This window comes from Deltaproteobacteria bacterium (assembly GCA_019912665.1).
In the GTDB taxonomy this organism is placed as follows: Bacteria; Desulfobacterota; GWC2-55-46; order GWC2-55-46; family GWC2-55-46; genus UBA5799.
On record JAIOIE010000020.1, the window covers coordinates 39355 to 61361 of the forward strand.

General features: G+C 55.5%; 28 protein-coding genes and 1 tRNA gene. 21 read left to right on the top strand and 8 right to left on the bottom strand.

Going from position 1 to position 22007, the window contains the following annotated elements; all coding sequences use genetic code 11:
• The 6 genes from narI to K8I01_09090 all read left to right on the top strand — a co-directional run bounded on the left by narI (position 1) and on the right by K8I01_09090 (position 4998).
• Positions 1–699: a respiratory nitrate reductase subunit gamma gene (narI, locus tag K8I01_09065; protein MBZ0220565.1), complete on the top strand. Its 699-nt coding sequence runs from the start codon at positions 1–3 to the stop codon at positions 697–699.
• A 123-nt stretch (positions 700–822) separates the two neighbouring features.
• Positions 823–2457, top strand: coding sequence for an MFS transporter (locus tag K8I01_09070; protein ID MBZ0220566.1), 1635 nt, complete (start codon positions 823–825; stop codon positions 2455–2457).
• A 198-nt stretch (positions 2458–2655) separates the two neighbouring features.
• The gene (locus K8I01_09075) at positions 2656–2862 is read left to right on the top strand and encodes a hypothetical protein (protein ID MBZ0220567.1); all 207 of its coding nucleotides are present in this window, start codon (positions 2656–2658) and stop codon (positions 2860–2862) included.
• A gap of 234 nt (positions 2863–3096) precedes the next feature.
• On the top strand, positions 3097–3375 hold the full coding sequence (locus tag K8I01_09080; protein ID MBZ0220568.1) for a DUF2769 domain-containing protein: 279 nt from the start codon (positions 3097–3099) through the stop codon (positions 3373–3375).
• A gap of 271 nt (positions 3376–3646) precedes the next feature.
• Positions 3647–4150: a DUF2299 family protein gene (locus tag K8I01_09085; GenBank protein MBZ0220569.1), complete on the top strand. Its 504-nt coding sequence runs from the start codon at positions 3647–3649 to the stop codon at positions 4148–4150.
• 35 nt (positions 4151–4185) lie between these two features.
• The gene (locus K8I01_09090; GenBank protein MBZ0220570.1) at positions 4186–4998 is read left to right on the top strand and encodes a hemerythrin domain-containing protein; all 813 of its coding nucleotides are present in this window, start codon (positions 4186–4188) and stop codon (positions 4996–4998) included.
• Between the two features lie 216 nt (positions 4999–5214).
• On the opposite strand, the gene K8I01_09095 is transcribed toward K8I01_09090, so the two are convergent.
• From K8I01_09095 to K8I01_09115, 5 genes are all read right to left on the bottom strand, one after another.
• Positions 5215–5595, bottom strand: a complete 381-nt coding sequence (locus K8I01_09095) for a hypothetical protein (GenBank protein ID MBZ0220571.1) — start codon at positions 5593–5595, stop codon at positions 5215–5217.
• Between the two features lie 4 nt (positions 5596–5599).
• Positions 5600–6427, bottom strand: coding sequence for a right-handed parallel beta-helix repeat-containing protein (locus K8I01_09100; GenBank protein MBZ0220572.1), 828 nt, complete (start codon positions 6425–6427; stop codon positions 5600–5602).
• A 178-nt stretch (positions 6428–6605) separates the two neighbouring features.
• Complete coding sequence (gene radC / locus K8I01_09105; protein MBZ0220573.1) at positions 6606–7289, bottom strand: DNA repair protein RadC; 684 nt, start codon at positions 7287–7289, stop codon at positions 6606–6608.
• A gap of 84 nt (positions 7290–7373) precedes the next feature.
• Positions 7374–7565 (bottom strand): hypothetical protein, encoded by a 192-nt coding sequence (locus K8I01_09110; GenBank protein MBZ0220574.1) that lies wholly within the window; start codon positions 7563–7565, stop codon positions 7374–7376.
• 186 nt (positions 7566–7751) lie between these two features.
• Positions 7752–7827 (bottom strand) — tRNA-Ala (locus K8I01_09115).
• A 263-nt stretch (positions 7828–8090) separates the two neighbouring features.
• On the opposite strand from K8I01_09115, the gene K8I01_09120 reads away from it, so the two are divergent.
• The 14 genes from K8I01_09120 to K8I01_09185 all read left to right on the top strand — a co-directional run bounded on the left by K8I01_09120 (position 8091) and on the right by K8I01_09185 (position 17835).
• Positions 8091–8378, top strand: coding sequence for an HU family DNA-binding protein (locus K8I01_09120; protein ID MBZ0220575.1), 288 nt, complete (start codon positions 8091–8093; stop codon positions 8376–8378).
• A gap of 214 nt (positions 8379–8592) precedes the next feature.
• Positions 8593–9057 carry a transcriptional regulator NrdR gene (nrdR, locus tag K8I01_09125; GenBank protein ID MBZ0220576.1) on the top strand — a complete coding sequence of 155 codons (465 nt, stop codon included), beginning with the start codon at positions 8593–8595 and terminating at the stop codon, positions 9055–9057.
• Entirely contained in the window at positions 9057–10163 is a 1107-nt protein-coding gene (ribD, locus tag K8I01_09130) for a bifunctional diaminohydroxyphosphoribosylaminopyrimidine deaminase/5-amino-6-(5-phosphoribosylamino)uracil reductase RibD (protein ID MBZ0220577.1), read from the top strand. Before nrdR ends, ribD begins: the two co-directional genes overlap by 1 nt.
• A 5-nt stretch (positions 10164–10168) precedes the next feature.
• A complete protein-coding gene (locus K8I01_09135) occupies positions 10169–10813 on the top strand; it encodes a riboflavin synthase (protein ID MBZ0220578.1) in 645 nt (214 codons plus the stop codon).
• A 3-nt stretch (positions 10814–10816) separates the two neighbouring features.
• Positions 10817–12079: a bifunctional 3,4-dihydroxy-2-butanone-4-phosphate synthase/GTP cyclohydrolase II gene (locus tag K8I01_09140; protein ID MBZ0220579.1), complete on the top strand. Its 1263-nt coding sequence runs from the start codon at positions 10817–10819 to the stop codon at positions 12077–12079.
• A gap of 79 nt (positions 12080–12158) precedes the next feature.
• Positions 12159–12635 carry a 6,7-dimethyl-8-ribityllumazine synthase gene (gene ribE / locus K8I01_09145; protein MBZ0220580.1) on the top strand — a complete coding sequence of 159 codons (477 nt, stop codon included), beginning with the start codon at positions 12159–12161 and terminating at the stop codon, positions 12633–12635.
• A 9-nt stretch (positions 12636–12644) separates the two neighbouring features.
• A complete protein-coding gene (gene nusB, locus K8I01_09150; GenBank protein ID MBZ0220581.1) occupies positions 12645–13064 on the top strand; it encodes a transcription antitermination factor NusB in 420 nt (139 codons plus the stop codon).
• A gap of 80 nt (positions 13065–13144) precedes the next feature.
• A complete protein-coding gene (locus K8I01_09155) occupies positions 13145–14281 on the top strand; it encodes a DegT/DnrJ/EryC1/StrS family aminotransferase (protein MBZ0220582.1) in 1137 nt (378 codons plus the stop codon).
• 11 nt (positions 14282–14292) lie between these two features.
• Complete coding sequence (locus K8I01_09160; GenBank protein ID MBZ0220583.1) at positions 14293–15249, top strand: SDR family oxidoreductase; 957 nt, start codon at positions 14293–14295, stop codon at positions 15247–15249.
• Positions 15250–15393: 144 nt separating this feature from the next.
• On the top strand, positions 15394–15633 hold the full coding sequence (locus K8I01_09165; protein ID MBZ0220584.1) for a hypothetical protein: 240 nt from the start codon (positions 15394–15396) through the stop codon (positions 15631–15633).
• A 113-nt stretch (positions 15634–15746) separates the two neighbouring features.
• Positions 15747–16118 (top strand): hypothetical protein, encoded by a 372-nt coding sequence (locus K8I01_09170; protein MBZ0220585.1) that lies wholly within the window; start codon positions 15747–15749, stop codon positions 16116–16118.
• A complete protein-coding gene (locus K8I01_09175; GenBank protein MBZ0220586.1) occupies positions 16115–16840 on the top strand; it encodes a cytochrome b/b6 domain-containing protein in 726 nt (241 codons plus the stop codon). Before K8I01_09170 ends, K8I01_09175 begins: the two co-directional genes overlap by 4 nt.
• A gap of 37 nt (positions 16841–16877) precedes the next feature.
• Positions 16878–17273 (top strand): hypothetical protein, encoded by a 396-nt coding sequence (locus K8I01_09180; GenBank protein ID MBZ0220587.1) that lies wholly within the window; start codon positions 16878–16880, stop codon positions 17271–17273.
• 187 nt (positions 17274–17460) lie between these two features.
• A complete protein-coding gene (locus K8I01_09185) occupies positions 17461–17835 on the top strand; it encodes a DUF488 family protein (protein ID MBZ0220588.1) in 375 nt (124 codons plus the stop codon).
• A 67-nt stretch (positions 17836–17902) separates the two neighbouring features.
• On the opposite strand, the gene K8I01_09190 is transcribed toward K8I01_09185, so the two are convergent.
• Positions 17903–19015 (bottom strand): mechanosensitive ion channel family protein, encoded by a 1113-nt coding sequence (locus K8I01_09190; protein MBZ0220589.1) that lies wholly within the window; start codon positions 19013–19015, stop codon positions 17903–17905.
• Positions 19016–19354: 339 nt separating this feature from the next.
• Between K8I01_09190 and K8I01_09195 the strand changes: the two genes are divergently transcribed.
• Positions 19355–19930, top strand: a complete 576-nt coding sequence (locus K8I01_09195; GenBank protein MBZ0220590.1) for a rubrerythrin family protein — start codon at positions 19355–19357, stop codon at positions 19928–19930.
• 90 nt (positions 19931–20020) lie between these two features.
• On the opposite strand, the gene K8I01_09200 is transcribed toward K8I01_09195, so the two are convergent.
• Positions 20021–20497, bottom strand: coding sequence for an Hsp20/alpha crystallin family protein (locus K8I01_09200; protein MBZ0220591.1), 477 nt, complete (start codon positions 20495–20497; stop codon positions 20021–20023).
• Between the two features lie 197 nt (positions 20498–20694).
• Positions 20695–21987 carry a Ni/Fe hydrogenase subunit alpha gene (locus tag K8I01_09205; GenBank protein MBZ0220592.1) on the bottom strand — a complete coding sequence of 431 codons (1293 nt, stop codon included), beginning with the start codon at positions 21985–21987 and terminating at the stop codon, positions 20695–20697.
• Positions 21988–22007: the final 20 nt, after the last annotated feature.

The window sequence follows — 22007 nt, forward strand, 5'->3', positions numbered from 1 at the left end:
ATGGACAACGTCCTATTCGGCGTGATGCCGTACATCCTGTTGATGACGGCTATCGTCGGCGCAATCTGGAGATACAGAACCAACAAGTACTCGTGGTCTTCGCAGTCGTCGCAGTTCCTCGAGAACAAGACCCTCTTTTTCGGGTCGTTCCCCTGGCACTACGGCATAATAGTGGTGCTCCTTGGCCACATAATCGGGTTCTTCATCCCGAAGAGCATCCTTCTCTGGAACGCTGTGCCCTTGAGGCTCTACATACTCGAGCTCACGGCGCTTGCATTCGGCCTTCTTGCTCTCTTCGGCCTCCTCGCCCTCATCTACAGGAGGCTCACGAACAGCAGGGTAAAGGCCGTCACATCCGGGTGGGACGTGCTTGTGCTCATAATCCTTCTTATCCAGGTCCTCACTGGCGTGGGCACCGCCATCCTCTACAGGTGGGGCTCCAACTGGTTCGCAGCCTCGGCCGTGCCGTATCTCTGGTCGATAATCAAGCTGCAGCCCAACGTTGAGTACATTGCGGGCCTGCCCCTCATCACCAAGGCCCACATATTCAACGCCCTTATCTTCTTCGCGCTGATACCGTTCTCGAGGCTCGCTCACTTCGTGGTCATCAATCCCTACAAGTACCTCGTACGGCCCTACCAGGTCGTAAGGTGGTACAGGAGGGGCGGACCGACCGTGAACGTGGTGCAGTACAAGTAACACAGGGGCGGGCGGGCAGAAATGCCCGCCCGCTGTTTTAGAAGGCCGTGCAAGCACTTTTGTGATAATACCTTTTTCTGCTTCGTTTTCTTCTGTTCTGAAATTCGATAAAGGAGAATCTGCATGTCGAAAATAACAAGATGGGAGCCGGAAAACGAACAGTTCTGGCGCGAAACAGGCAGCAAGATCGGATGGACTACCTGCAGCGTAACGACCTTTTCGCTGATATTCTCGTTCGCAACGTGGTTCGTCATGAGCGCCGTGGTCGTCAGGCTTCCGAACATAGGCTTCAAGTTCACCACAATGGAGCTCTTCTGGCTCGCGGCCATACCGGGCCTCGCGTCCGGTATTCTCAGGCTGATACACTCTTTCTTCATTCCGGTTTTCGGTACAAGGCCGGTCGTAAGCATCGCGACGATAATAAAGCTGCTTCCGATGGTATGGCTCGGCTTCGCGGTGCAGGACCTCAACACGTCCTGGACGACCTTCATGATAATCGGTTTCCTTAGCGGCATGGGCGGCGGCGACTTCTCCTCTTATATGCCGTCGACCAGCATATTCTTCCCCAAAAGGCTCCAGGGCCTCTCGCTGGGTATACAGGCCGGCATCGGGAACTTCGGTGTCAGCGTCGTTCAGTTCGTAACGCCCTGGATAGTGGGTTTCTCCCTAATCGGCGGCGCCTATGGCGCACCCCAGCTCTTCACTAAAATAGACGTGATCAAGGACGTTGCGGTCACGAAGGACGCTTCCGGAGTGGTAACCGATATCGTCTATAAGAACCCGGCATTTGCAAGCGCGGTTCTGGTAACAAAGAACGAAAGCGGAATGGTAAGCGACGTCGTGGTCCAGGAGACCGCAGCCACCAAGAACATGCAGGTCGATATCAAGAGGAACGACGCGGGAGTCGTAACCGACCTGACCCTTAAGAGGGTTATAAAGAAGGACATGTGGATCCAGAACGCCGCGTTCTGGTATGTCCCGTTCCTTATTCTTGCCTTCATCCTGAGCGTCATTTTCCTCAAGAGCATAGACCCGACCGCGCTCGGAATCAAGGGCAGCCCCTTCAAGAAGATGGGCGAGATATTCAGCTCGAAATACAGGGCGCGCGTGCATAACTGGAACTGCACCATAACCTACGTCGGATCATTCGGTTCGTTCGCCGGCTATGCCGCCGCCTTCCCGATGATGATCAAGGTCATCTACGGCGGCTTCGACGGAGCGCCGGACCCGCTCAAGTACGCCTTCTTCGGTCCCCTTATCGGCGGCCTTTCCCGCGCCATCACAGGCGGTTTCTTCGACAAGATAGGCGGAAGCAAGGGCATGTTCTGGTGCTTCCTCGGCATGATCGGCGGCTGCTTGGCCCTCATTTTCGGCGGCTATCTTACGCCTACCGGGCTTGAGAAGTTCCCGATGTTCGTCTGGATAATGCTCTGGATATTCCTTATGACGGGTATCAATAACGCCGCGACCTTCAGGCAGTACCCGATAGTCTTCGCGTACTCGCCGACCCAGGGCGCGCAGATCATCGGCTGGACCGCGGCATGGGCGGCCTTCGGCCCGTTCATCGTCACCAGCCTTGTCGGCATGTCCATAACCAAGACCGGCAGCGCCGTTACCTACTTCTGGGGCGCTATAGCCTATTACCTCTACTGCTTCATCATTAACTGGTGGTACTACACCAGGAAGGGCGCGGAGAGGTACGACTGGGGCAGCATGGGCGGCACCTGGTGGGATAAGGCCAAGAGCACCTGGCAGTAAGCTGACTAGCCCTGGCCAGTTCTCAGCCGCTGTTCGGCTGGACCGGGCCGGACGGCAGTTACGAGCATGGGGGAGGGTGTATTCCTCCCCCATGCTTTTTTCTGTTAAGACACCGCTAATTGCCTCGGTCTTGCCTAAGATTTAGTCCTCTGGTTATAAGGGAATGTGGTAACATAAGTATGAAAAGGAGGTAAGGAAGTGAGTTCTCTCGATTGGGCTCTGACTATCGGAGGCATCGCCTACGGGGTCCTCCTGATATTTGCGACTTTCATAAACAACAAGACGCTTGCAGCATTCAGGCTGGATGCCCTTTTCATGCGCACCCCCTCGGAGTCGACCAGGGGCATAAACCTTTTGGCAGGCCTCGCGCTTATCGGCTATAACGTCTATACAATATTCTGGTAAAACCGCTCCAGGCTGCTCTTCATAACAACGGGGTTTCCGGAATAAAAACTCCCGGCCTCTAACACTTGGAATGCCTTTGGCTGTAATCCCGTTCCCCATTCATCCATAGCTAATTTCGCCCGTTTGACGCCAGAGGACCGCTCCGATATAATTCCATCGGGGTTATTTTACCCATTAATTTCAAAAACGGAGGCTGCCATGAGCAAGTACGACAGGCTGGACCGTTTCGGGGTGATGGTCATCGACAAGAGCGAATACGAGCGCAAACAGGCATATGTGGTCAAAAACTGCAAATGCCCGGGCTGTCCCACCTATGTCGCGGGCGACGCCATGCCCGGATACTGTTTCCCTACGATAGGAACAAGCGACAGCATCAAATCGGAGAAGGATTGCATCTGCGGCATCTGCCCGGTATACAAGGAATACGAGCTCAACCATACTTTTTACTGTACGAGGTGCTCCCAGGTCTGCCAGGGGCTCAAGATCGAAGGCGCCGCGGCCCACGGGAACTGAACCTGTCCCGGAACATTTCCCTCAGGTCCTGATTCCCCGGCCTCCCGTTCCGGGGACCGGAGGGACATGGGCCGTCTTTGCATCATTGCGTCAATTATCCGGCAGCCGGTTTGACGCGCTCACCCACTTCCTATTGCCCTGATTTTTCGGGATTTTAGCGGATTTGAAGGGCATTAAATTCCCTTTTAGTATGGACAAGCCCGCTCGGGTTGTAGTAAGATATAATACACCCAAATAACAGGGAAAAATCAATACTGAGGAGAGTTGTTAAATGGAGATCACCACCCCGGAACAGGCTAGCGCAGCTATCAAGAAGTGGCTTGAGGACAACCATCACGACGTAAAGGAAATAAAAGACGAGAACGCAGTATTCCATTTCGAGATAGATTATCCGCTCGGCTCCATGAAGAAGCAGAGGGTGCTCCAGCCCAAGGAGTTCCCCGGCCTTATCGTGGTCCTGAACGGAGTGAGCATAGCGAACGAGCACATGGAGAAGCTGAAGTGCATGAACCCCAACGACAGGGAAGCCTTCTACGGGGAGATAAGGAAGGACCTCCTCTTCCTCCAGAACAGCTACGACCTCAATATAGACGAGGCCGGAGTGGCGAAGCAGGTGCAGTTCTCCTATGAGTTCTACTACGACGCGCTCACGAAGACCAAGCTCTACGACGCGCTCCTACTTAACCACAGGACACTTCTTTACATCATAACGAAGTTCAACGATGAGTTCGGAATGCCCGTAATGCCCTCAAAAGGCGACGTAGGGCACGCCTGAGCCTGAACGGGGTTCCCCGAGACCCGGAGGTCCGAATGGTTCCGCAGATGCTTGAGATAAAATACGAGTGCCAGCACAAGTCCTGTTACGTGAACTGCAGGGAAGGCATCATATGCCTTGAAGAGGAGCTCTTCAACCAGCTTTCGGCCGCTTTCCCGGAAGAGGGCATCTTCAGGAGCCCGAAGGGCGCCTGCAGGATGGGCTTTTCGCAGCCGTTCAAGGTCTTAAGAATGCAGAGGCTCGGCGAGGGGCCGATAGAGGACGCTCCCTCGGCGCTGGACCCCTCGGATAATCCCCTCCTCATCCTGGTCGAGGAGCACAAGGCCATAAACAGGAGCCTCGAAAAGGTCGAGGAGCACATAAAGAAGCGCGACCTGGACGCCCTCTGGGTTTCCACTAAGGAGCTGGAGAACGACCTGGTGCTCCACTCCGGCATCAAGGAGGAGGAGGTCCTCTTCGGCATGAGCAAGGGGCTCCTGCCTTTCGGCGAGACCCTGGTGGACATAATAAAGGAGGAGCACAGGGAGATAATCTCGCTTCTCCATAACTTCAGGGAGGCGCTCGAGATAAACGAGCTGAACGACGGCATCATCGACTCCGTGATAGTGAGCCTCAGGGGGCATATAAGGAAAGAGGACCAGGAGTTCTTCGAGATCGTCGATAAGTGCCTGAACGACGAGATAAGGCCAAAGATAACCCTGGCCATGCGCGAGGTCGAGAGTAAGTTCGTTCGCGAAGAGGCGGGGGCCAGGAAGATGAATCCGAAGAGGGCCGCCATACAGGCCCAGTACGACGAGCAGGTCTCGGTGGTGAGGGAGGCGGGCTGCGATACCTGCTGCAACCACTGACGTCGGGCAAGCTCTAAAAACTGATCTTTTCCCCGGACTCTGTGTCAGGCCGGGAATAAAAATGCTCACATATTGTCATATATGCTCCGCTTTTTATTCCCGGCCTTCCTTGATTTGGTGAAAAATCTCCAATTTTTAGAGTTTGCCATTGACTGAAATGGCATGGGCTTAAGGGGCAGCGATTTTTATCGCTGCCCCTTTTTTGTTGAGACCGCGCTAGAGCGGTATATGGATATAGACCACGTACAGCCACATGCAGATGAGAGAGGCTCCGAGCCAGCTTACGTATTTGAAGGCCCTCCGGCTCTTTGCGTGGACTATCTTGTGCTTGAGGAACATGATGAAGAACGCGAGGGTCCAGCCGGATACGGACCAGAGGCTCAGGCCGAAGGTCGCGAAGGACATGACCGCGAGCACAAGGAGTATCCCGAACGAGATAAACCCGTTTCCTTTGTGTATCTTCTTCTCCACCTTGCCCTTGCCTTTCACCATCTGGAGCCCGCTTATGAAGCTCGTTGTAGCGAGGACCATCCCGATGCTCGCCAGGAGCGTTGAGATGTTCGTGAAAGCTTCGAACAGTTCGAAAATTTCTTCCATGCCCTTATTCCTTGTATACGGCCTTCAGGATGTTCTTCTGGGCCAGATATGAGACTATCCCTAAATATATAAGCACTATCGGGAGTATCAGGAAGAGGTTGGGGAGGGTAGTATTCTCTTCCAGCTCGTTGCCTTTCGACTCGCTCACCACTATGCCGTAGGTGTTCCTCAGGGTCTTGTTCCCGGTTATCCTGTTGTTGTTCGAGGAAAAGACCATGATGCCGTCCCACGTATTCAGGTTGACCTCGTTTCCTGATATCTCGTTCCCGTTCGAATAGCTTATGAAAAAACCCTTGTCCTTGTTGAGGGTCGAGCTGTTCGACACGACCCTGTTTTCATCCGACTTTTCCATGTAAAGCCCGTACTGGGCGTTGGAGCTGGATTCGTTCCAGCTGACTACCGAGCGGCTCGTGCCCGAGAGCATTATGCCGGTCCCGTTTTTGGTGAAGACGTTCCCGGTTACGGTCACATTGGAAGACCCGGAAACGAGTATGCCTGCGGCTTTCGAACCTGTGCCGGAGACCCCTGCGATGGTCACATCCGATGTGCCGGATACCTTTATGGCGGGAAGGTCCGGCCTCTCAGCCTGGATAAGAACGGCTGCCGGGCCGTTACTGGAGCTGAGTGTGAGGGGTTTCATTATTTCGACGTTCTCGATGTATACGCCGTCTTTGACGACTACGGCGTCGGACGGCGCCGCAGCGTCCACGGCCTCCTGTATGGATCTGTAGTCGCCAGGGACATGCAGAGTGGCGGCCTGCATTGGGGCCGGCAGTAGGAACAGGATAGTCAGAAAAAAGGCAAGGAATGGCTTTGTCATATACCTGGACATAAGCAAAGAATTCCGCCTGCACGGCGGGAAGCAGTGTTTACTGGAGATTCATAGCGTCAATATACCGTGGAATATATCAGAAACCCTGAGGGAAGTCTATTGGATTTGCTCGGGGCGCGGGGGTTTGACTATATGAAAATTAGAGGACGCCAGCAAAGTCCAGCATCTGATAAAAGTGCTATTCCGCCGCGCTCGGAAGGGCGGGCGCACAGCCGAGTATCCAACCGTTATCCCTGGCGCTGAAGTGGCGGTTGTCCCCTATAATAAGATGGTCGTGCACTATCAGGTCCACGGCAAGGGAGGCCCTGTCGAGTTCCCTTATGAGGTGCCTGTCCTCGGCGGACGGAGCCGGATTGCCGCTCGGATGGTTGTGGGCGAAAACCGCCGAGCGCGCGTTATGCAGAAAGGCGCGCTCGATCACCTTTCTCGGATATATGGCGGTCCTGTTGACTGTCCCTTCGTGGAGCGTTTCGATTGCAAGGACCTCGTTTTTCGAATTCATGTATATCGCCACGAACTTCTCGACCTTTTCGCCGAAAAGGCGGAGTTTTAGATAGTCAAGGACGTCCTTTTTGCACCTTATCGCGTCCCTTCCGGCGACTTTTTCCTTCAAGAGGCCTGACGCGATGCTCCTTGCAGCCAGTATCAGGAACGCCGGTTTCTCCTCTATCCCGCCTATTTCGATAAGCTGCTTGAAGGATGCGCCGAAGACCCCCAGAGGGCCGCCCATCTTTTTCATAATGGATTCTGCCTTGGCCCTAGGGTCGCCTCCGGTGCCGGCGAGCCTGAAGATGACCTCGAGTATTTCGTCGTTTCTGAGGTCCTCGGAGTTCGTTTTCAGTTTCATGAGTATATTTTTCATCTCTCAGGATGCCTTGCCGCGGCGCTCTCGATTCCGGAACTGCAATGGCCGGTTGATAATAAAGCACGGTCTTCATAAAGAAGCTCAGGGGATGTCCTTTGCCTTCCGGACGCCTTTCACCCGCTTTCCGGAGAGTATGGAGACAAGCTCGTCAAGGGTCCTGAAAACCCGCTTTTTTCCGCGCAAGCTGTCCTCGATGATGCCTACGGCCTCGGAAGGGTTCTTCCTGTCCTGGCGGTAGATCCGGATTACGAATATCTTTTCCGTGTCTCTCATTAAGAGGATTATAGGATTTTCAGGTTACGGATTGATTACAGATTGAGGCAGGCGGAAAAAAATATTAGAGGGCAGGCCTTAAATCAAGAGGAAGTCATGTACGGCAGAGCCGGGGTAAGTTCACAAACCCATGCGGAACTGCTCAAAAAGAAAGGAGCCATGGCTTTTGCCATGGCTCCTTTTTCCTGGTGGAGCAGAGGGGGATCGAACCCCTGACCTCAAGACTGCCAGCCTTGCGCTCTCCCAGCTGAGCTACTGCCCCAAACTTTGTTTTTCCTCGAAGACAGATATATATAAATAACACTCCGGCAATTCACTGTCAATCGAAAATTCGCGCGGCGGCATCGTGATGAAACCAGGAAGGAGCATGATGAACAGGTTCGAGAAATTACATTTCTCCTCATTTTTTAGCTTGCAATGGTTTGAAAAAAATTGTATGAATACTAAACCGCACATGAGGTATGACCCGCTTGGAGCTCTATGCGGCGTTATATTCAAACTTTCAAAACACAATAGGAGGTTCAGATGGGAAAGCCGTTAACCAAGTCTCAGATCGCTGATTCAATCTCCAAAAAAGTCGGTGTGACGAAAAAGCTCGCAAGCGAGATGATCAACACCCTCGCGCAGCTTTCCTACAAAGAGGCCAAGAACTCCTTCACTATACCCGGAATAGGCAAGCTCGTTCTCGTGAAGAGGAAGGCAAGGACCGGCAGGAACCCCCAGACCGGCGCTGCCATAAAGATACCGGCCAAGAGGGTCGTGAAGTTCAGGGTGGCCAAGGCCTGCAAGGACGCGGTGCTCGGCGCAAAGTAAGCCTCTCGCAAACCTCTACGAATGGAAAAGCCCCCTTACAGGGGGCTTTTTTATTTTGCGGTTAAGGAGCTTCACAAAATTTATACGATAGCCTTTGTATTACGACTGCCCAGCGCCTTGCCATAAGGCAGGCCCATTTTTATCCCAACACAGCTATTTCCTCTTATTTTCCCTCTTGTAATCCGGGATTTTATTCTGATATGATTTCAAGGTTATGAAATGCCCATTTTGCGGTTTCCTTGAGGACAAGGTCATAGATTCCCGCCTTTCACAGGACGGCAGCACCACCCGGAGGCGGAGGGAGTGCCTTAGCTGCGCCAAGAGGTTCACGACCTATGAAAGGGTCGAGGAGGCGCTCCCGCTCGTCGCAAAGAAGGACGGCAGGCGCGAGATATTCGACCGGACAAAGATACTGAACGGCATAATGAAGGCCTGCGAGAAGAGGCCCGTAAGCCTCGATGAGATAGAGAAGGCGGTCGCCCGGCTCGAGACCAGGTTCATAGATTCCGGCGAGAGGGAGATCCCGAGCTCGTCTATCGGCGAGGCCGTGATGGAGGAATTGAAGGGGCTCGACGAGGTCGCATACGTGAGGTTCGCCTCGGTCTACAGGGACTTCAGGGACATAAACGAGTTCATGCATGAATTGAAGGACCTCCTTGAAGTGAAGAAAAGGACCTGATGGCGCGGCATGAGGATTTCATGCGCGCTGCGCTCAAATTCGCCCGCAAGGGACTCGGCAGGACCAGCCCCAACCCCGCGGTCGGCGCTGTAATAGTAAGGAGCGGCCGGATAATCTCCTCAGGCTGGCACCGGAAGGCAGGCCTGCCCCATGCCGAGATAGAGGCCCTTTCAGGGGCCGCAGGGGACCTCAAAAATGCCGTCATGTACGTGACGCTCGAGCCCTGTTGCCATTACGGCAGGACCCCGCCCTGCACCGAGGCCCTGATACGCTCAGGCGTAAGGAAGGTGGTCATAGGGGCGCTCGACCCCAATCCGCAAGTGAGCGGAAAAGGGGCGAGGAGCTTAAGGAAGGCCGGCATAGAGGTCGTCTCCGGCGTCCTCGAAGAGGAATGCATGGCCGTTAACGAAGCCTACACGAGCTATATCCGCAGCCGCACTCCGTTCGTAACGCTGAAGCTCGCGTCCTCCCTCGACGGCCGCATAGCAACCTCCACAGGCGAGTCCAGATGGATAACGGGGCCGCTTGCCCGTAAGCGCGTCCATAGCCTCCGTTCCGTGAACGACGCTGTAATGGTCGGGAGAAGGACTGTAGAGAGGGACGACCCGGAGCTTACGGTAAGGCTCGCGAAGGGAAGGGACCCGATAAGGGTGGTCCTCGATAGCAACCTTCTCACCCCGTCCACGGCAAGCGTCTATAATGGCGTAAAGGAGGGCAAGGCCCGGCTCATATTCTTTGTGACTTCCAGGGCCTCGTCTTTGCGGATTAAAAAGGCCCGGGAGAACGGGGCTCAAGTGGTAAGGGTCGCAGCCTCAGGAAAAGGGGTTTCCGTAAAGAACGTCCTCCGGGAGCTCGGAAAACGGGAGATAACGAGCGTGCTGGTCGAGGGCGGCGGCGAGCTTGCCTCCTCGCTCATACAGGCAGGCCTGGTCGATAAGTATGTCCTTTTCTACGGCCCTGTCATCATAGGCGGCGACGGGAAGCCCTCGGTCGCTTCAATCGGGCTGAAAGGGCTTGCAAAGGCCCCCAGGCTCGAGAGGGTGACTGCCAAGGCCATTGACGGCGGCGTTGTCGTCGAAGGATATCCGGCCTGGAAAGAGGGGTAGGGTATATGTTCACTGGTATCATAGAAGACGTAGGCACGGTTAAACATATTGAAAAAAAAGGGCCTTTTGGTAGAATAACGGTTGAGACCGCGCTCCCCTTGAACGAGCTGAGGGAAGGGGATTCCATCTCGGTAGACGGGGCCTGCCTCACGGCGGCCGGTTTTTCCGGGAATGCTTTCAGCGCCGACGTAAGCGAAGAGACACTTCGGGTGACCACGCTGGGCGGGCTTATCGCCGGAAGCAAGGTCAATATCGAGAGGGCTTTGACGCTTACAAGGCCGCTTGGCGGCCACCTCGTTACAGGCCACATCGACGGGGTCGGGTCTATCAAAAAAATGGCCCGGAGCGGCGATTACCTGGATCTCGAAATAGCTGTCCCGCCGGAGCTAATGGCCCAGGTCGTAAAGAAAGGCTCCATATCAATCGACGGCATAAGCTTGACAATAGCCGACCTCGGCCCGGGATGCGTGAGGATAGCGATAATCCCGCATACGCTAGTCAAAACGACCCTGCTTTCAAAGCGAGAGGGTTCGAGAGTAAATATTGAGACCGACATCATAGGCAAGTACGTAGAGAAGTTTTTCAACAAAAAAGAGAGCCGCATAACCGAGGAGTTCCTTTCGGAGCACGGATTCGGCACGAAGGTCTGACACATGTCGATAAAGAGGATAGAAGAGGCTTTAAAAGCCATAAGGGAAGGCAGGATGGTCATCCTCGTCGACGACGAGGACAGGGAGAACGAGGGCGACCTCTGCATGGCCGCCGAGATGATAACGCCCGAGGCCGTGAACTTCATGGCCAGGCACGCGCGCGGCCTCATCTGCGTGACGTTAACCGAGGAGAGGGCCGACCTCCTCGCCCTTCCGCCCATGGTGGACGACAACACATCCCTTTTCAGGACCGCCTTCACGGTTTCAGTCGATGCGAGGGACAACGTAACTACCGGCATTTCCGCGTCAGACAGGGCGAAAACCATATTGGCCTGCGTTGACGACAACGCCGGGCCCGGCGACCTTGTCCGCCCCGGGCACATATTCCCCTTGAGGGCAAAAACGGGCGGCGTGCTCGTCCGGACCGGCCAGACAGAGGGCTCGGTCGACCTCTCCCGCCTTGCGGGCCTTAAGCCAGCTGGCGTCATCTGCGAGATAATGAACGAGGACGGCACAATGGCCCGGATGAAGGACCTGGAGGCCTTCGCGAAAGAGCACGGGCTCATGATCGTCACCATAGCCGACATAATCGAATACAGGCTCAAGCGCGACAGGCTCGTTACCCGCGCGGCGGAGGCGACAGTCCCCACCAGGCACGCCGGCGAGTGGACTGCGGTCGTCTACACTAACGACGTCGATACTCACGAGCACCTGGCCCTCGTAAAGGGGGAGATAACGCCGGATGAGCCCGTCCTTGTGCGCGTCCATTCCGAGTGCCTCACGGGCGACGTCTTCGGGAGCGAGCGGTGCGACTGCGGCGAGCAGCTTAAGAGCGCCATGAAGATGATAGAGAAGGAGGGTAAAGGCATCCTTCTCTATATGCACCAGGAAGGCAGGGGCATCGGCCTCGTAAACAAGATAAAGGCCTACGCGCTCCAGGACAAGGGGCTCGATACGGTCGAGGCCAACGAGAAGCTCGGATTCAAGGCGGATTTGAGGGACTACGGCCTGGGCGCGCAGATACTCCGGGACCTCGGCGTGGGGAAGATGCGGATACTCACGAACAACCCGAAGAAGATAAAGGGGCTCGAAGGCTTCGGACTGGAGATAGTCGAGAGGGTCCCCATAGAGTCGGTGCCGCACAGCAGGAACGTCAAGTACCTAAGGGTCAAGAAGGACAAGCTCGGGCACCTCATATCCAACCTCGACGCCGAAGCCGAGGTCGAGGCAGGCGCCGGGGCAGGTCCGTCAGAGCCCTTCAAGTAATCCATCCAAATATGCGTTGATACCGGGCGAGGTCCGGTGTATATTAACAGGCTTCAAAGAACTCCCTTAAGGAGGGTCTATGCCGAGGGTAATAGAGGGGAACCTGAGCGCCAAGGGGCTCAAGGTCGCCGTGGTCCTGGGAAGGTTCAACGATTTCATAAGCGAAAGGCTCCTTGACGGCGCTGTAGACACGCTCCTCCGTAGCGGCGCATCCGATAGCGACATAGACGTCGTCAAGGTGCCGGGCTCTTTCGAGATGCCGGTAGCGGCCAAGACCCTCGCCTCGAGCGGCCGCTATGACGCCATACTATGCCTCGGCTGCGTCATCAGGGGCGCTACCCCCCATTTCGACTATGTCGCAGGCGAGGCGGCAAAGGGCATCGCAAAGGTGGCCCTGGATTTCGAAACACCCGTCGCCTTCGGCGTCGTCACCGCCGACAACCTCGAACAGGCCATAGAACGGGCCGGCACCAAATCCGGGAACAAGGGCAGGGACGCGGCGCTCACGGCCATCGAGATGGCCAACCTCTTGAAGACCATCGGGAAAAGGAAGTAAGCGCCCCGGATGAGCGTAAGGCGAAAGGCGCGGGAGACCGCCCTTCAGATACTCTATAAGACCGACATCTCGGAGGGCAGGGCCGGAGAGGACCTGCTTGAGTTTGACTCCCTTGTCGCGGGCACCGAGGCAAGGCGGTACTGCGAAACCCTCGTAAGCGGCATAGCCGCGAAACGGGACGAGATCGACTACGTAATCGAAAAGCATTCCGAAAACTGGACCGTCGAGCGCATGGCCGTTGTGGACAGGAATATCCTCCGGATCGCGGTCTACGAGCTCATGTACTCCGAAGACGTGCCTTATAAGGTCGCCATAGACGAGGCGGTCGAGCTCGCTAAACTCTACGGCACCGAGGAGTCAGGGGCCTTCATAAACGGCATAGTAGACAAGGTACGGAAAAGCCTGGGGAAAAAGCCGCCCGGAGCTTAAAGCCCCTGAGGGGGCTTTTTTAATGGCATTTGACAGGATATTTACGGGCAGTATAATACTTTAGTGAGGAGCCGTATTCCGTGAAAGTTCAGTTGTTGGATCTGGCCGCGCAGTACCGTAAGATAAGAAAAGAGGTGCTCCGGGAAGTAAAGGCAGTCTGCGACTCTCAGCATTACGTGCTCGGGAAGCATGTCTCGGGGCTTGAATCGGAAATAGCCGCGTACTGCGGCGCGAAGTTCGCGGTGGGCGTGGCCTCCGGGACAGAGGCGTTGCTCCTGGCCCTCATGGCCGCCGGAGTAAAGGCGGGCGACCTGGTCGCCACGACCCCTTTCACGTTCTTCGCGACAGCCGGGTCGATAGCGAGGCTCGGGGCAATCCCGGTCTTTGTGGACATAGACCCGGAGACCTACAATATAGACACCGGGAAGTTCGAGGCGCTCCTTAAAAAGCGCGGGAAGGGCATAAAGGCCGTTATACCGGTCCATCTCTATGGGCAGTGCGCGGACATGGACCCGATAATGAAGGCCGCCCGGAAGCACGGGGTGGCTGTCATAGAGGACGCGGCGCAGTCCATAGGCGCGGAATACAAGGGAAAGAGGGCGGGCTCAATAGGCCACATGGGATGCCTCTCCTTCTACCCCACGAAGAACCTCGGGTGCTTCGGCGACGGCGGCATGGTCACGACGAACGACGCGAAGCTCGCCGAGAGGCTTAAGATGCTACGAGTCCACGGGAGCCGCGTCCGGTACTACCACGACGAAGTCGGCCTCAATAGCAGGCTCGACGAGATACAGGCGGCGGTCCTCCGGGTGAAACTCAAGTACCTCGATTCATGGGCCGGGGGAAGGGCGAAAAACGCTGAACGCTATGACAGGCTTTTCGGAAGAGCGGCGATAAAGGGCGTATTGAGCACGCCGTTTATCCAGGAAGGCAACCGCTCGGTCTACAACCAGTACGTCATAAGGGTCAAGAAAAGAGACGAGCTCAGGGTCCATCTTTCCGCCGCAGGCATAGGGAGCGAGATATACTATCCGCTTCCGCTCCATCTCCAGAAGTGCTTCAAGGGGCTCGGATACAAGAGAGGCGACTTCCCAGTATCCGAGGCGGCGGCAAAAGAGGTGCTTGCGCTCCCCATATATCCCGAGCTTACGCTGCCTCAGCAGAAGAATGTAGTAGCCGCGATAGCGGGGTTTTACGGCCAGGGGAATCGTAAATAAGGAGGAAGCCGTTGAAAAGGATACTCGTTACCGGCGGCGCCGGGTTCATAGGCTCGCACCTCTGCGAGAGGCTCCTCAGGGACGGAAACGAGGTCATCTGCCTTGATAACTTCTTCACGGGCAGGAAGGAGAACATCTCGCACCTCCTTGACAATCCCGGTTTCGAGGTCATCCGCCACGACGTCATCGAGCCCGTTCTCCTTGAGGTAGACCAGATATATAACCTCGCCTGCCCGGCCTCGCCGGTCCACTACCAGTACAACCCCGTAAAGACGATAAAGACCAATATAATGGGTGCGCTCAATATGCTGGGACTAGCCAAGAGGGTGAGGGCAAGGATACTCCAGGCCTCGACCTCCGAGGTCTACGGCGACCCCAAGGTGCACCCCCAGCCCGAGAGCTACTGGGGGAACGCGAACCCCATAGGTTTCCGGGCCTGCTACGACGAGGGCAAGAGGTGCGCCGAATCGCTCATGTTCGCCTACCACAGGCAGAACGGCGTGGACATACGCGTCGTCAGGATATTCAACACGTACGGCCCCAGGATGCTGGAGAACGACGGCAGGGTGGTAAGCAACTTCATCGTACAGGCCCTCCGGGGCATGGACATGACAGTCTACGGCGACGGCTCGCAGACGCGCTCATTCTGCTATGTTGACGACCTGGTGGACGGGCTCATAAAGATGATGGAGAATGACGGCGTTATAGGGCCTGTGAACCTCGGAAACCCCGGTGAGTTCACCGTGCTTGAGCTCGCCAACATGGTAAAGAAGCTTACTTCGAGCAGCTCGACTATAGTCTACAAGGAGCTTCCGCCCGATGATCCGGTCCAGAGGAGGCCCGACATTACGCTCGCAAAGGAGTCTCTCGGCTGGCGGCCGCTCGTGGGCCTCGAAGACGGCCTCCTGAAATCAATCGAATATTTCAGGTCAAGGATAAGCCCCGCATCAGGACTCTCCGCGTTATAGACAAGCCGTAAAAAAACGACAGAAGAAGCCATACGACCCGTATCAGTCCGCACCGGGATCGGTCTTTCCTCAGTAAATCCGTACATCTGCAAGTTTTATAGCACGCCTCGAAAAGGCTCTCGCCGCCCGTAAAAGGGGGTTCTCTTGCCACGTGAAAACGCGAAAAAAGAGGATGGCAGCCTTTTTCTTGACCTGGCCGGAGCATGCCAGGAGAGGTTCGCGGTAAAGCCCGTTACGTGCGATGTCGCTGGCCCGGCCGCTGGGCGCGCCATTTTCATAAACAGCGTAAGGTACAGCCGCGTAAACGTGAACGGGGCTCCGCATATTACTGGTGTCTTGAACGGCAAGATCGAGGAGATGTTGTTAGTATCCAGAACTGGCTGAGGGTACGGCGGCTTTCTTGACAGGGTAGCGTTTGGTGATAGACTTTTATCATTCGGCATAGCGCCGGAGGGCCGCGCAATCATTACAACCCCCCAACACGAGCGGTGCATCCTATGGCGGGAAAGAGAAACATTGCCTTCGGTTTCCTGTATCTCCTACTCACAATCGTTCTGTATCTCGCCTCAAGGCCTGCCGAGACCGGAGAGGCGTTCGAGTCCGCGCTGGTGCAGGCGAATATCGACGCGCTGTTGAACATAGGGGCGGGCTGGCTCATCACAAGGCTGCCTTTTGTCGAATGGGTCGCAAACACGGTCTCGTACCTGATGATAGCGGGGGCTCTTCTCCGTTCCGGAACCCTCTGCCTTGCGGCAATGGGGCTGCTGCCTCCGGCAGCGGCGATAATGCCGGTCGGCGCTCTAATCCTTATAGCGATGATGCTCTTTATGGGTATAGGATACTTGAGCCTTAAGGTAGTAAGGCAATGAGGTTTCGCCAGGTCGCCGTCTGGCCCAGGGGACTGAGGGTCATTCACTGGATAAACGCCTTTTCGGTGCTTATCCTCATACCGCTCGGCGCGTTCCTCTTTTTTGCCGAATACCTGGGCCTTTCTGACCGGGCCTTCGGCTCGGTGCTGAGCGTCCATGCGACAATAGGGGCGTTTTTTACATTCGGAGTCGTGGCAAGGGCAGTTTTCCTCTTCAGCGGCCCCCCTGCCGCGAGATGGAAGGATGTCCTCCCGCATACGAGAGAGCAGTTCGCGCTCTTTTCGGCCACCCTCAAATACTATCTCTCCGGTTTCAAGGGCAAGGCACCGCTTTATCTTACGCACAACCCGGTAGCCGGGGCATGGGATACTTTGCTCTTCATAGTCTTTCTTTCTCAGGCCACGACAGGCCTTTCCATGTTCTTTTTCCATTCCGCGGAGCACGAGCACAACCACAATCATGCCGCCCTCGAAGGCGCTGCCGCATGGCCCCCTGAATGGTTCGAGGGGCTTCACGTTGCCGGTGCCGTATTCATAGTGATCTTCGTCCTGGCCCACTTCACCGCGCTCGCCTGGCACGATATCTTCGAGAGAAGGGGCCTCGTATCGAGCATGATAAGCGGGAGGAAGTTCTATTCCGAGGACGAGATACAGGAGCTTAAGGCGCGCCTCGACCGGAAGGGGCTGAAGCCGGAAGGAAATGAGGGCCAGGAAAAGAGATAAAAGGAAGGTAGTCTTCCAAAATCAAGGAGGTATGCCCATGTGCCGTAATGTCCTGGCCTTTCTCAGCATGTTTTTCCTTGTCTTCGCAGTTAGCCAATACGCGAATACCGCCGAAGAGCCGAAGATGATAAGGGAGGACCCGATCCACAACATGGATGCCCTCATGGAAACGGCGGACAGGCTCTGGAAAGACACCAGCCTCGGTACCGCCGGGGTATCCTGCTCGACATGCCATCCTGACGGAAAGGACTTGAGGGCCGAGCCTTACCCCAGGCGCATCGAGATGGCGAACGATATATTGACGCTCGACCAGATGATAAACTTCTGCATGACTTTTCCGATGAAAGGCGAGCCGCTCCGGTGGAACTCGCGGGAAATGACGGCCCTTGCGGCCTATGTGAAGGCGTACGCGAAGGGAAACGGCGGGAAATAAACACCACACTGCCCTGCAGGCGGCAAGTGCAGCGCTTAAGCGGCAGGGCGCCCCTTTCGTTTCGTAGACAGAAAATTTATTCGGACCGGAAATCCTTCCCTCTCCCCAGTCCCCCAAGGTTGACTTTTCCTTCCACACAGTGAGAAAATCGGACCGGATGGCGCGGTCCTGCCAGGAGGTCCTGCTCTTGAGGAAGAAGATTTCAGTGAAGACCAAAAGCGTATACGATAAGGAGGACGAAACAGACGGCCTCAGGGTGCTGGTCACGAGATACTGGCCGAGGGGCGTTAAAAGAGAAAGGGCCGACCTCTGGATAAGAGGGCTCGGGCCTTCAACGGAACTCATAAAGGACTGGAAAAAGGGCGCGCTCGAATGGGACGAGTTCAGGAAAAGATTCGAAAAGGAGTTCAGGGACGAGGGTAAACAGAAGCTCCTGGATGAGCTTGAGAAAGCCGTCATTGAGAGCGGAGAGAAAAAGGCCACCCTTCTTTGCACGTGCAGGGAGGAGGCGGTCTGCCACAGGATCATACTGAAGGAGATGATCGAGGAGGGCGGAGCCTGAATTCACATAGGACGTCCTGGTTCTACAGACGCGAATGGCAAGGGCCTTGAAGGGCCCTTTTTTTATATCAACTGAACGCCGGCTGCGCCGGGGGATTAGATTTTTCGATGTACAGGGTCTGGGTCGGGTACGCGAACTCAATGCCCATCTCCTGAAACTTTTCGTATATTGACAGGTTAATGGCCTGATGTATATCCATATATTTGTTGAAGTCGCTCGATTGAACGAAGTATACGGTCTCGAAGTTCAGGCTGAAGTCCCCGTAGCTCGAAAAATGCGACCTGTCGAAGACGGCGCAATCGGTGCCGTTGACGATATCCCTTATGACCCCGGGTATGGCCTTGAGCTTCTCCGGCGGGGTCTGGTACGTGACCCCGATCTTGAAAAGGATCCTCCTCCTTTCCATCCTCTTGAAGTTCCTTATGCGCGAGTTGGTGAGGTCCGAGTTCGAGAGTATTATCTGCTCGCCGCTCAGGCTTCTTATCCGCGTCGTCTTTATCCCTATGTGCTCGACGGTGCCGAGGTGGTCCGGTCCGAGCACGATGAAGTCGCCGGTCTCGAAGGGGCGGTCCATGAGTATGGAGAAATAGCTGAAGAGGTCTCCGAGGACCGACTGCGCGGCCAGGGCCACGGCTATGCCTCCGATGCCGAGTCCGGCTATGACGGCCGAGATTTCGAAACCGAGGTTGTCGAGGAGAAAGACGATGCCGATGCCCCATACGACGACCTTAAGCGCCGGTATTATCCCTTTGAAGCTTCGCTGTTTTTCAGGGTCGAGGTCTTTAAGCCAGAAGGCCTCAAACGCGTGGACGATGACCGAGCCTATAAGGCGGATACTCAGGAAGGTGAGGAGTATAATGCCTAGTACTTCAAGCGATCTGGAAACTGCGGCAGGGAGCGCAAGGCTCCGGGTGGCGATATAGAATACGCCGTAATAGAGGAGCGGAGTGATATTCCTGTGGAGCACATTTATCAGAAAGTCGTCGAGCCTGGAATCCGTCCTCGAAACGATGTTGTGAAGGGCCTTCCTTGTAACGGCGGTTCCTATCTTTACGATAACGAGGCCGAGGAGGATTGCGCCCGCCACGACGATGTAAGTGAGGACGGTGTTTCCGAAAAATGTCTCATGAAGAAGGCTGTCGAGCACAAAAGCACCCCCGTTTATTCTTGAAAGGCTCAAGAGAGCAGCCTGTTGGTTCCTGCCCTGAATGATTCAGCCTGACCAGGCGCGGCGCACTCCCGAACATTCCGGGTTCGTCATATAAAATATCACAAGAGGGATTGCCCTGGCAAATAATAAGGCTTCGGACGGACTGCGTTTTCAGGGCCGCCTCTTAAAATAGCTCTTTTTCCTGACCTATGTGTCAGGGCGGAAATAAAAATGCTCACATTCACATATTTGCATATATGCACCGCTTTTTATTTCCGCCCTTGCTTGACTTCAGAAAAAAGATACTGATTTTTAGAGGCAGCCTCAAGTATAATGTGGGTTCAAAAAAACTAATTTTGAGGTGTGTGGATGAAGAGCATAAAGGGTACGAAGACCGAAAAGAACCTGCTCGCGGCCTTCTCGGGGGAATCGCAGGCCCGTAACAGGTACACTTACTTCGCATCGCAGGCGAAGAAGGAAGGGTATGAGCAGATATCATGGCTCTTTACCGAGACCGCCGACAACGAAAAGGAGCACGCGAAGAGGCTTTTCAAGTTCCTTGAAGGCGGGGACGTGGAGGTCATTGCCGTCTTCCCGGCTGGCGTGATAGGCGAAACAGCGGCCAACCTCAAGGCGGCCGCAGAGGGCGAGAACCACGAGCATGAGGTAATGTACCCGGAGTTCGCCAAGACTGCCCTGGAAGAGGGCTTCCCTCTAGTAGCGTCGGTTTTCAGGGCCATAGCAGTCGCCGAGAAGCAGCACGAGAAGCGCTACCTGGGCCTTCTTGAAAATATCGAGAAAGGCCGCATCTTCAAGCGCGATTCATCCGTAAAGTGGAGGTGCCGGAACTGCGGCTACATACACGAATCCCCCGGCGCGCCGTCCAAGTGCCCCGCATGCGACCACCCGCAGGCGCACTTTGAGCTGCTGGAGGAGAACTGGTAAGCTGGTTTTGAGAAGGTAAAAATACGAGACCCGGACCGCTGGCCCGGGTCTTTTTTTATGAGATAGGGCGGCTTTTGGTGAACTTGTTTTTTAAGCGGCTTTCTTGCCTTCCTCGACCTCTATCTTGACCTTTCTCGGAAGGGCCTCTGCCTTCGCGGGCATCGTTATCTCGATGACGCCGTTCCTGTAGCCAGCGTGGATCTTCGCGGTCTCTACGCCTTCGGGAAGCGTGATCGACCTCTCGAAGGAGCCGAACGTGGTCTCATGGAAGAGGTAGCCCTCTTTCTTCTCCTCAACTTCGGCCTTCCTCTCGCCCTTGATCGTAAGGACGTTGCCGGTGACCGAGATGTCGACATCCTTGGGGTCCACTCCGGGGATATCGGCGCGGACTACAAACGTGTTGTCCTTCATGTAGCTGTCAACGAGGGGATACCATTCGCCCCTGAATTCCCTCCTGAAAAGGCCCCTGGGCGTAAACCCGCCGAAGAACCTAGTGAAGAGGTCGTCCATGTCCTTCTGGATGTTCGCAAGCTCCCTTAAGGGCTCCCATTTCCTCAGATCTGCCATAATATCACCTCCCGCCTTAAACCGCCTTATCTCACCTGTCACAACTAGGCCTAATTTAAATATAGTCCTTTCCCGAAAGACTGTCAAGTCCGAGTAGGGCTGTAAAACGTAGGCAAATCAATGGCTTGGGTGTGAGAAATGGGGGGGCGGATACGGTGCCGGCCAGCTTTGGGCCGGCACCGAAGTGCGGCTTGCTTTTAGTCCAGGAAACTTACGTCCATTATATGGGCAGAGCAGGATATGCACGGGTCGTAAGCCCTGACCAGGGTCTCTACGCCTTTGGTTATCTCTGCCTTGGGCCTGTCAAGCACTGTAGGCACAAAGGCACGGAGGTCGTCCTCAATGGAGCGCAGGTTCTGCGCGGTGGGGATTATGCAGACCGAGCTCTCGATCAGGCCGTCCCTGTTTATCTCGTACTCGTGGTAGAGCGTGCCCCTGGGCGCCTCGACGATGCCGACGCCCCTGCCGTATCCCTCAGGCTTTGCGAGCGGCTCCGGTTTCGGCCCGAGCTCCAGAAGCTCGTCTATGAAGCCTATGGCCTCTTCGGTTGCATGGAAGCACTCGATAAGCTGCGCCATGTTGTTCATGAAGGGGTTGTGGCAGGGGAGCTTCATGCCCGAGGCCTTGAGCGCGTCTTTGGCCCTTGGGCCTAGCTGGCGACGATTGTTATTGATTCTCGCAAGGGCCCCGACCATGTAAGTGCCTTTGGACGAGCGCGCGTGCTTTGCGCTCGAGTGCTCGACAACGTACTCTTTTACCTCGTCGGTGAAACATTTGGGGTCTATCTCGTTGCCGAGGCTTGAAACAGGCTCACCGGAGTAGAAGGCGTACTCGCCTTTTGATTTAAGAGAAATGAATTCCCGCTCGAGTGAAAAATCCGGGAGTTTCGCGTTCGCCAGGAATTCGAGCGCAGCCTCGAGGCCGGAGAAAGAGGCCTCAAGCTCCCTCTTGAGCTTCTTAAGGTCCGCCGGCTTCGGCGTGAAGACGACCCCGCCCGGGAAGAGGGAAATGGGGTGTATGTGGCGGCCCCCGACCGTCTCGCATATCTCGTTGGCGAGCCTCTTAAGCTCAAGCCCGGTCTTCGCCATCTCCGGATGAGAAGCGAGGAGAGGCACTATCGAGCCGACCCCCGCGAGGTCCGGAAGCACGAGGAAGAATATGTGGAGTATGTGGCTCTGGAGCATCTCGCCGTCGAAGGCGAGCTTTCTTAAAAGGGATGCCTGACTGGATATCCTTATGTCCATGGCGTCCTCTATGGCGCGAAGCGAGGCCGAGGTGTGGCTTACGGCGCAGATGCCGCATATGCGGGCCATTATGTGCTGGGCCTCGTCATAGCGCCTTCCGCGGAGCATCATCTCGAAGAACCTTGGCGACTCGATTATCTCGAGCTTAAGCTCCTTTATGACGCCCTTCTTCACGTCGATGACGATGTTGCCGTGCCCCTCGACCCTGGTTATCTCGTGTACCTTTATATTGAGATCTCTTTTCATCTATTGCTTTCCTTGAATTG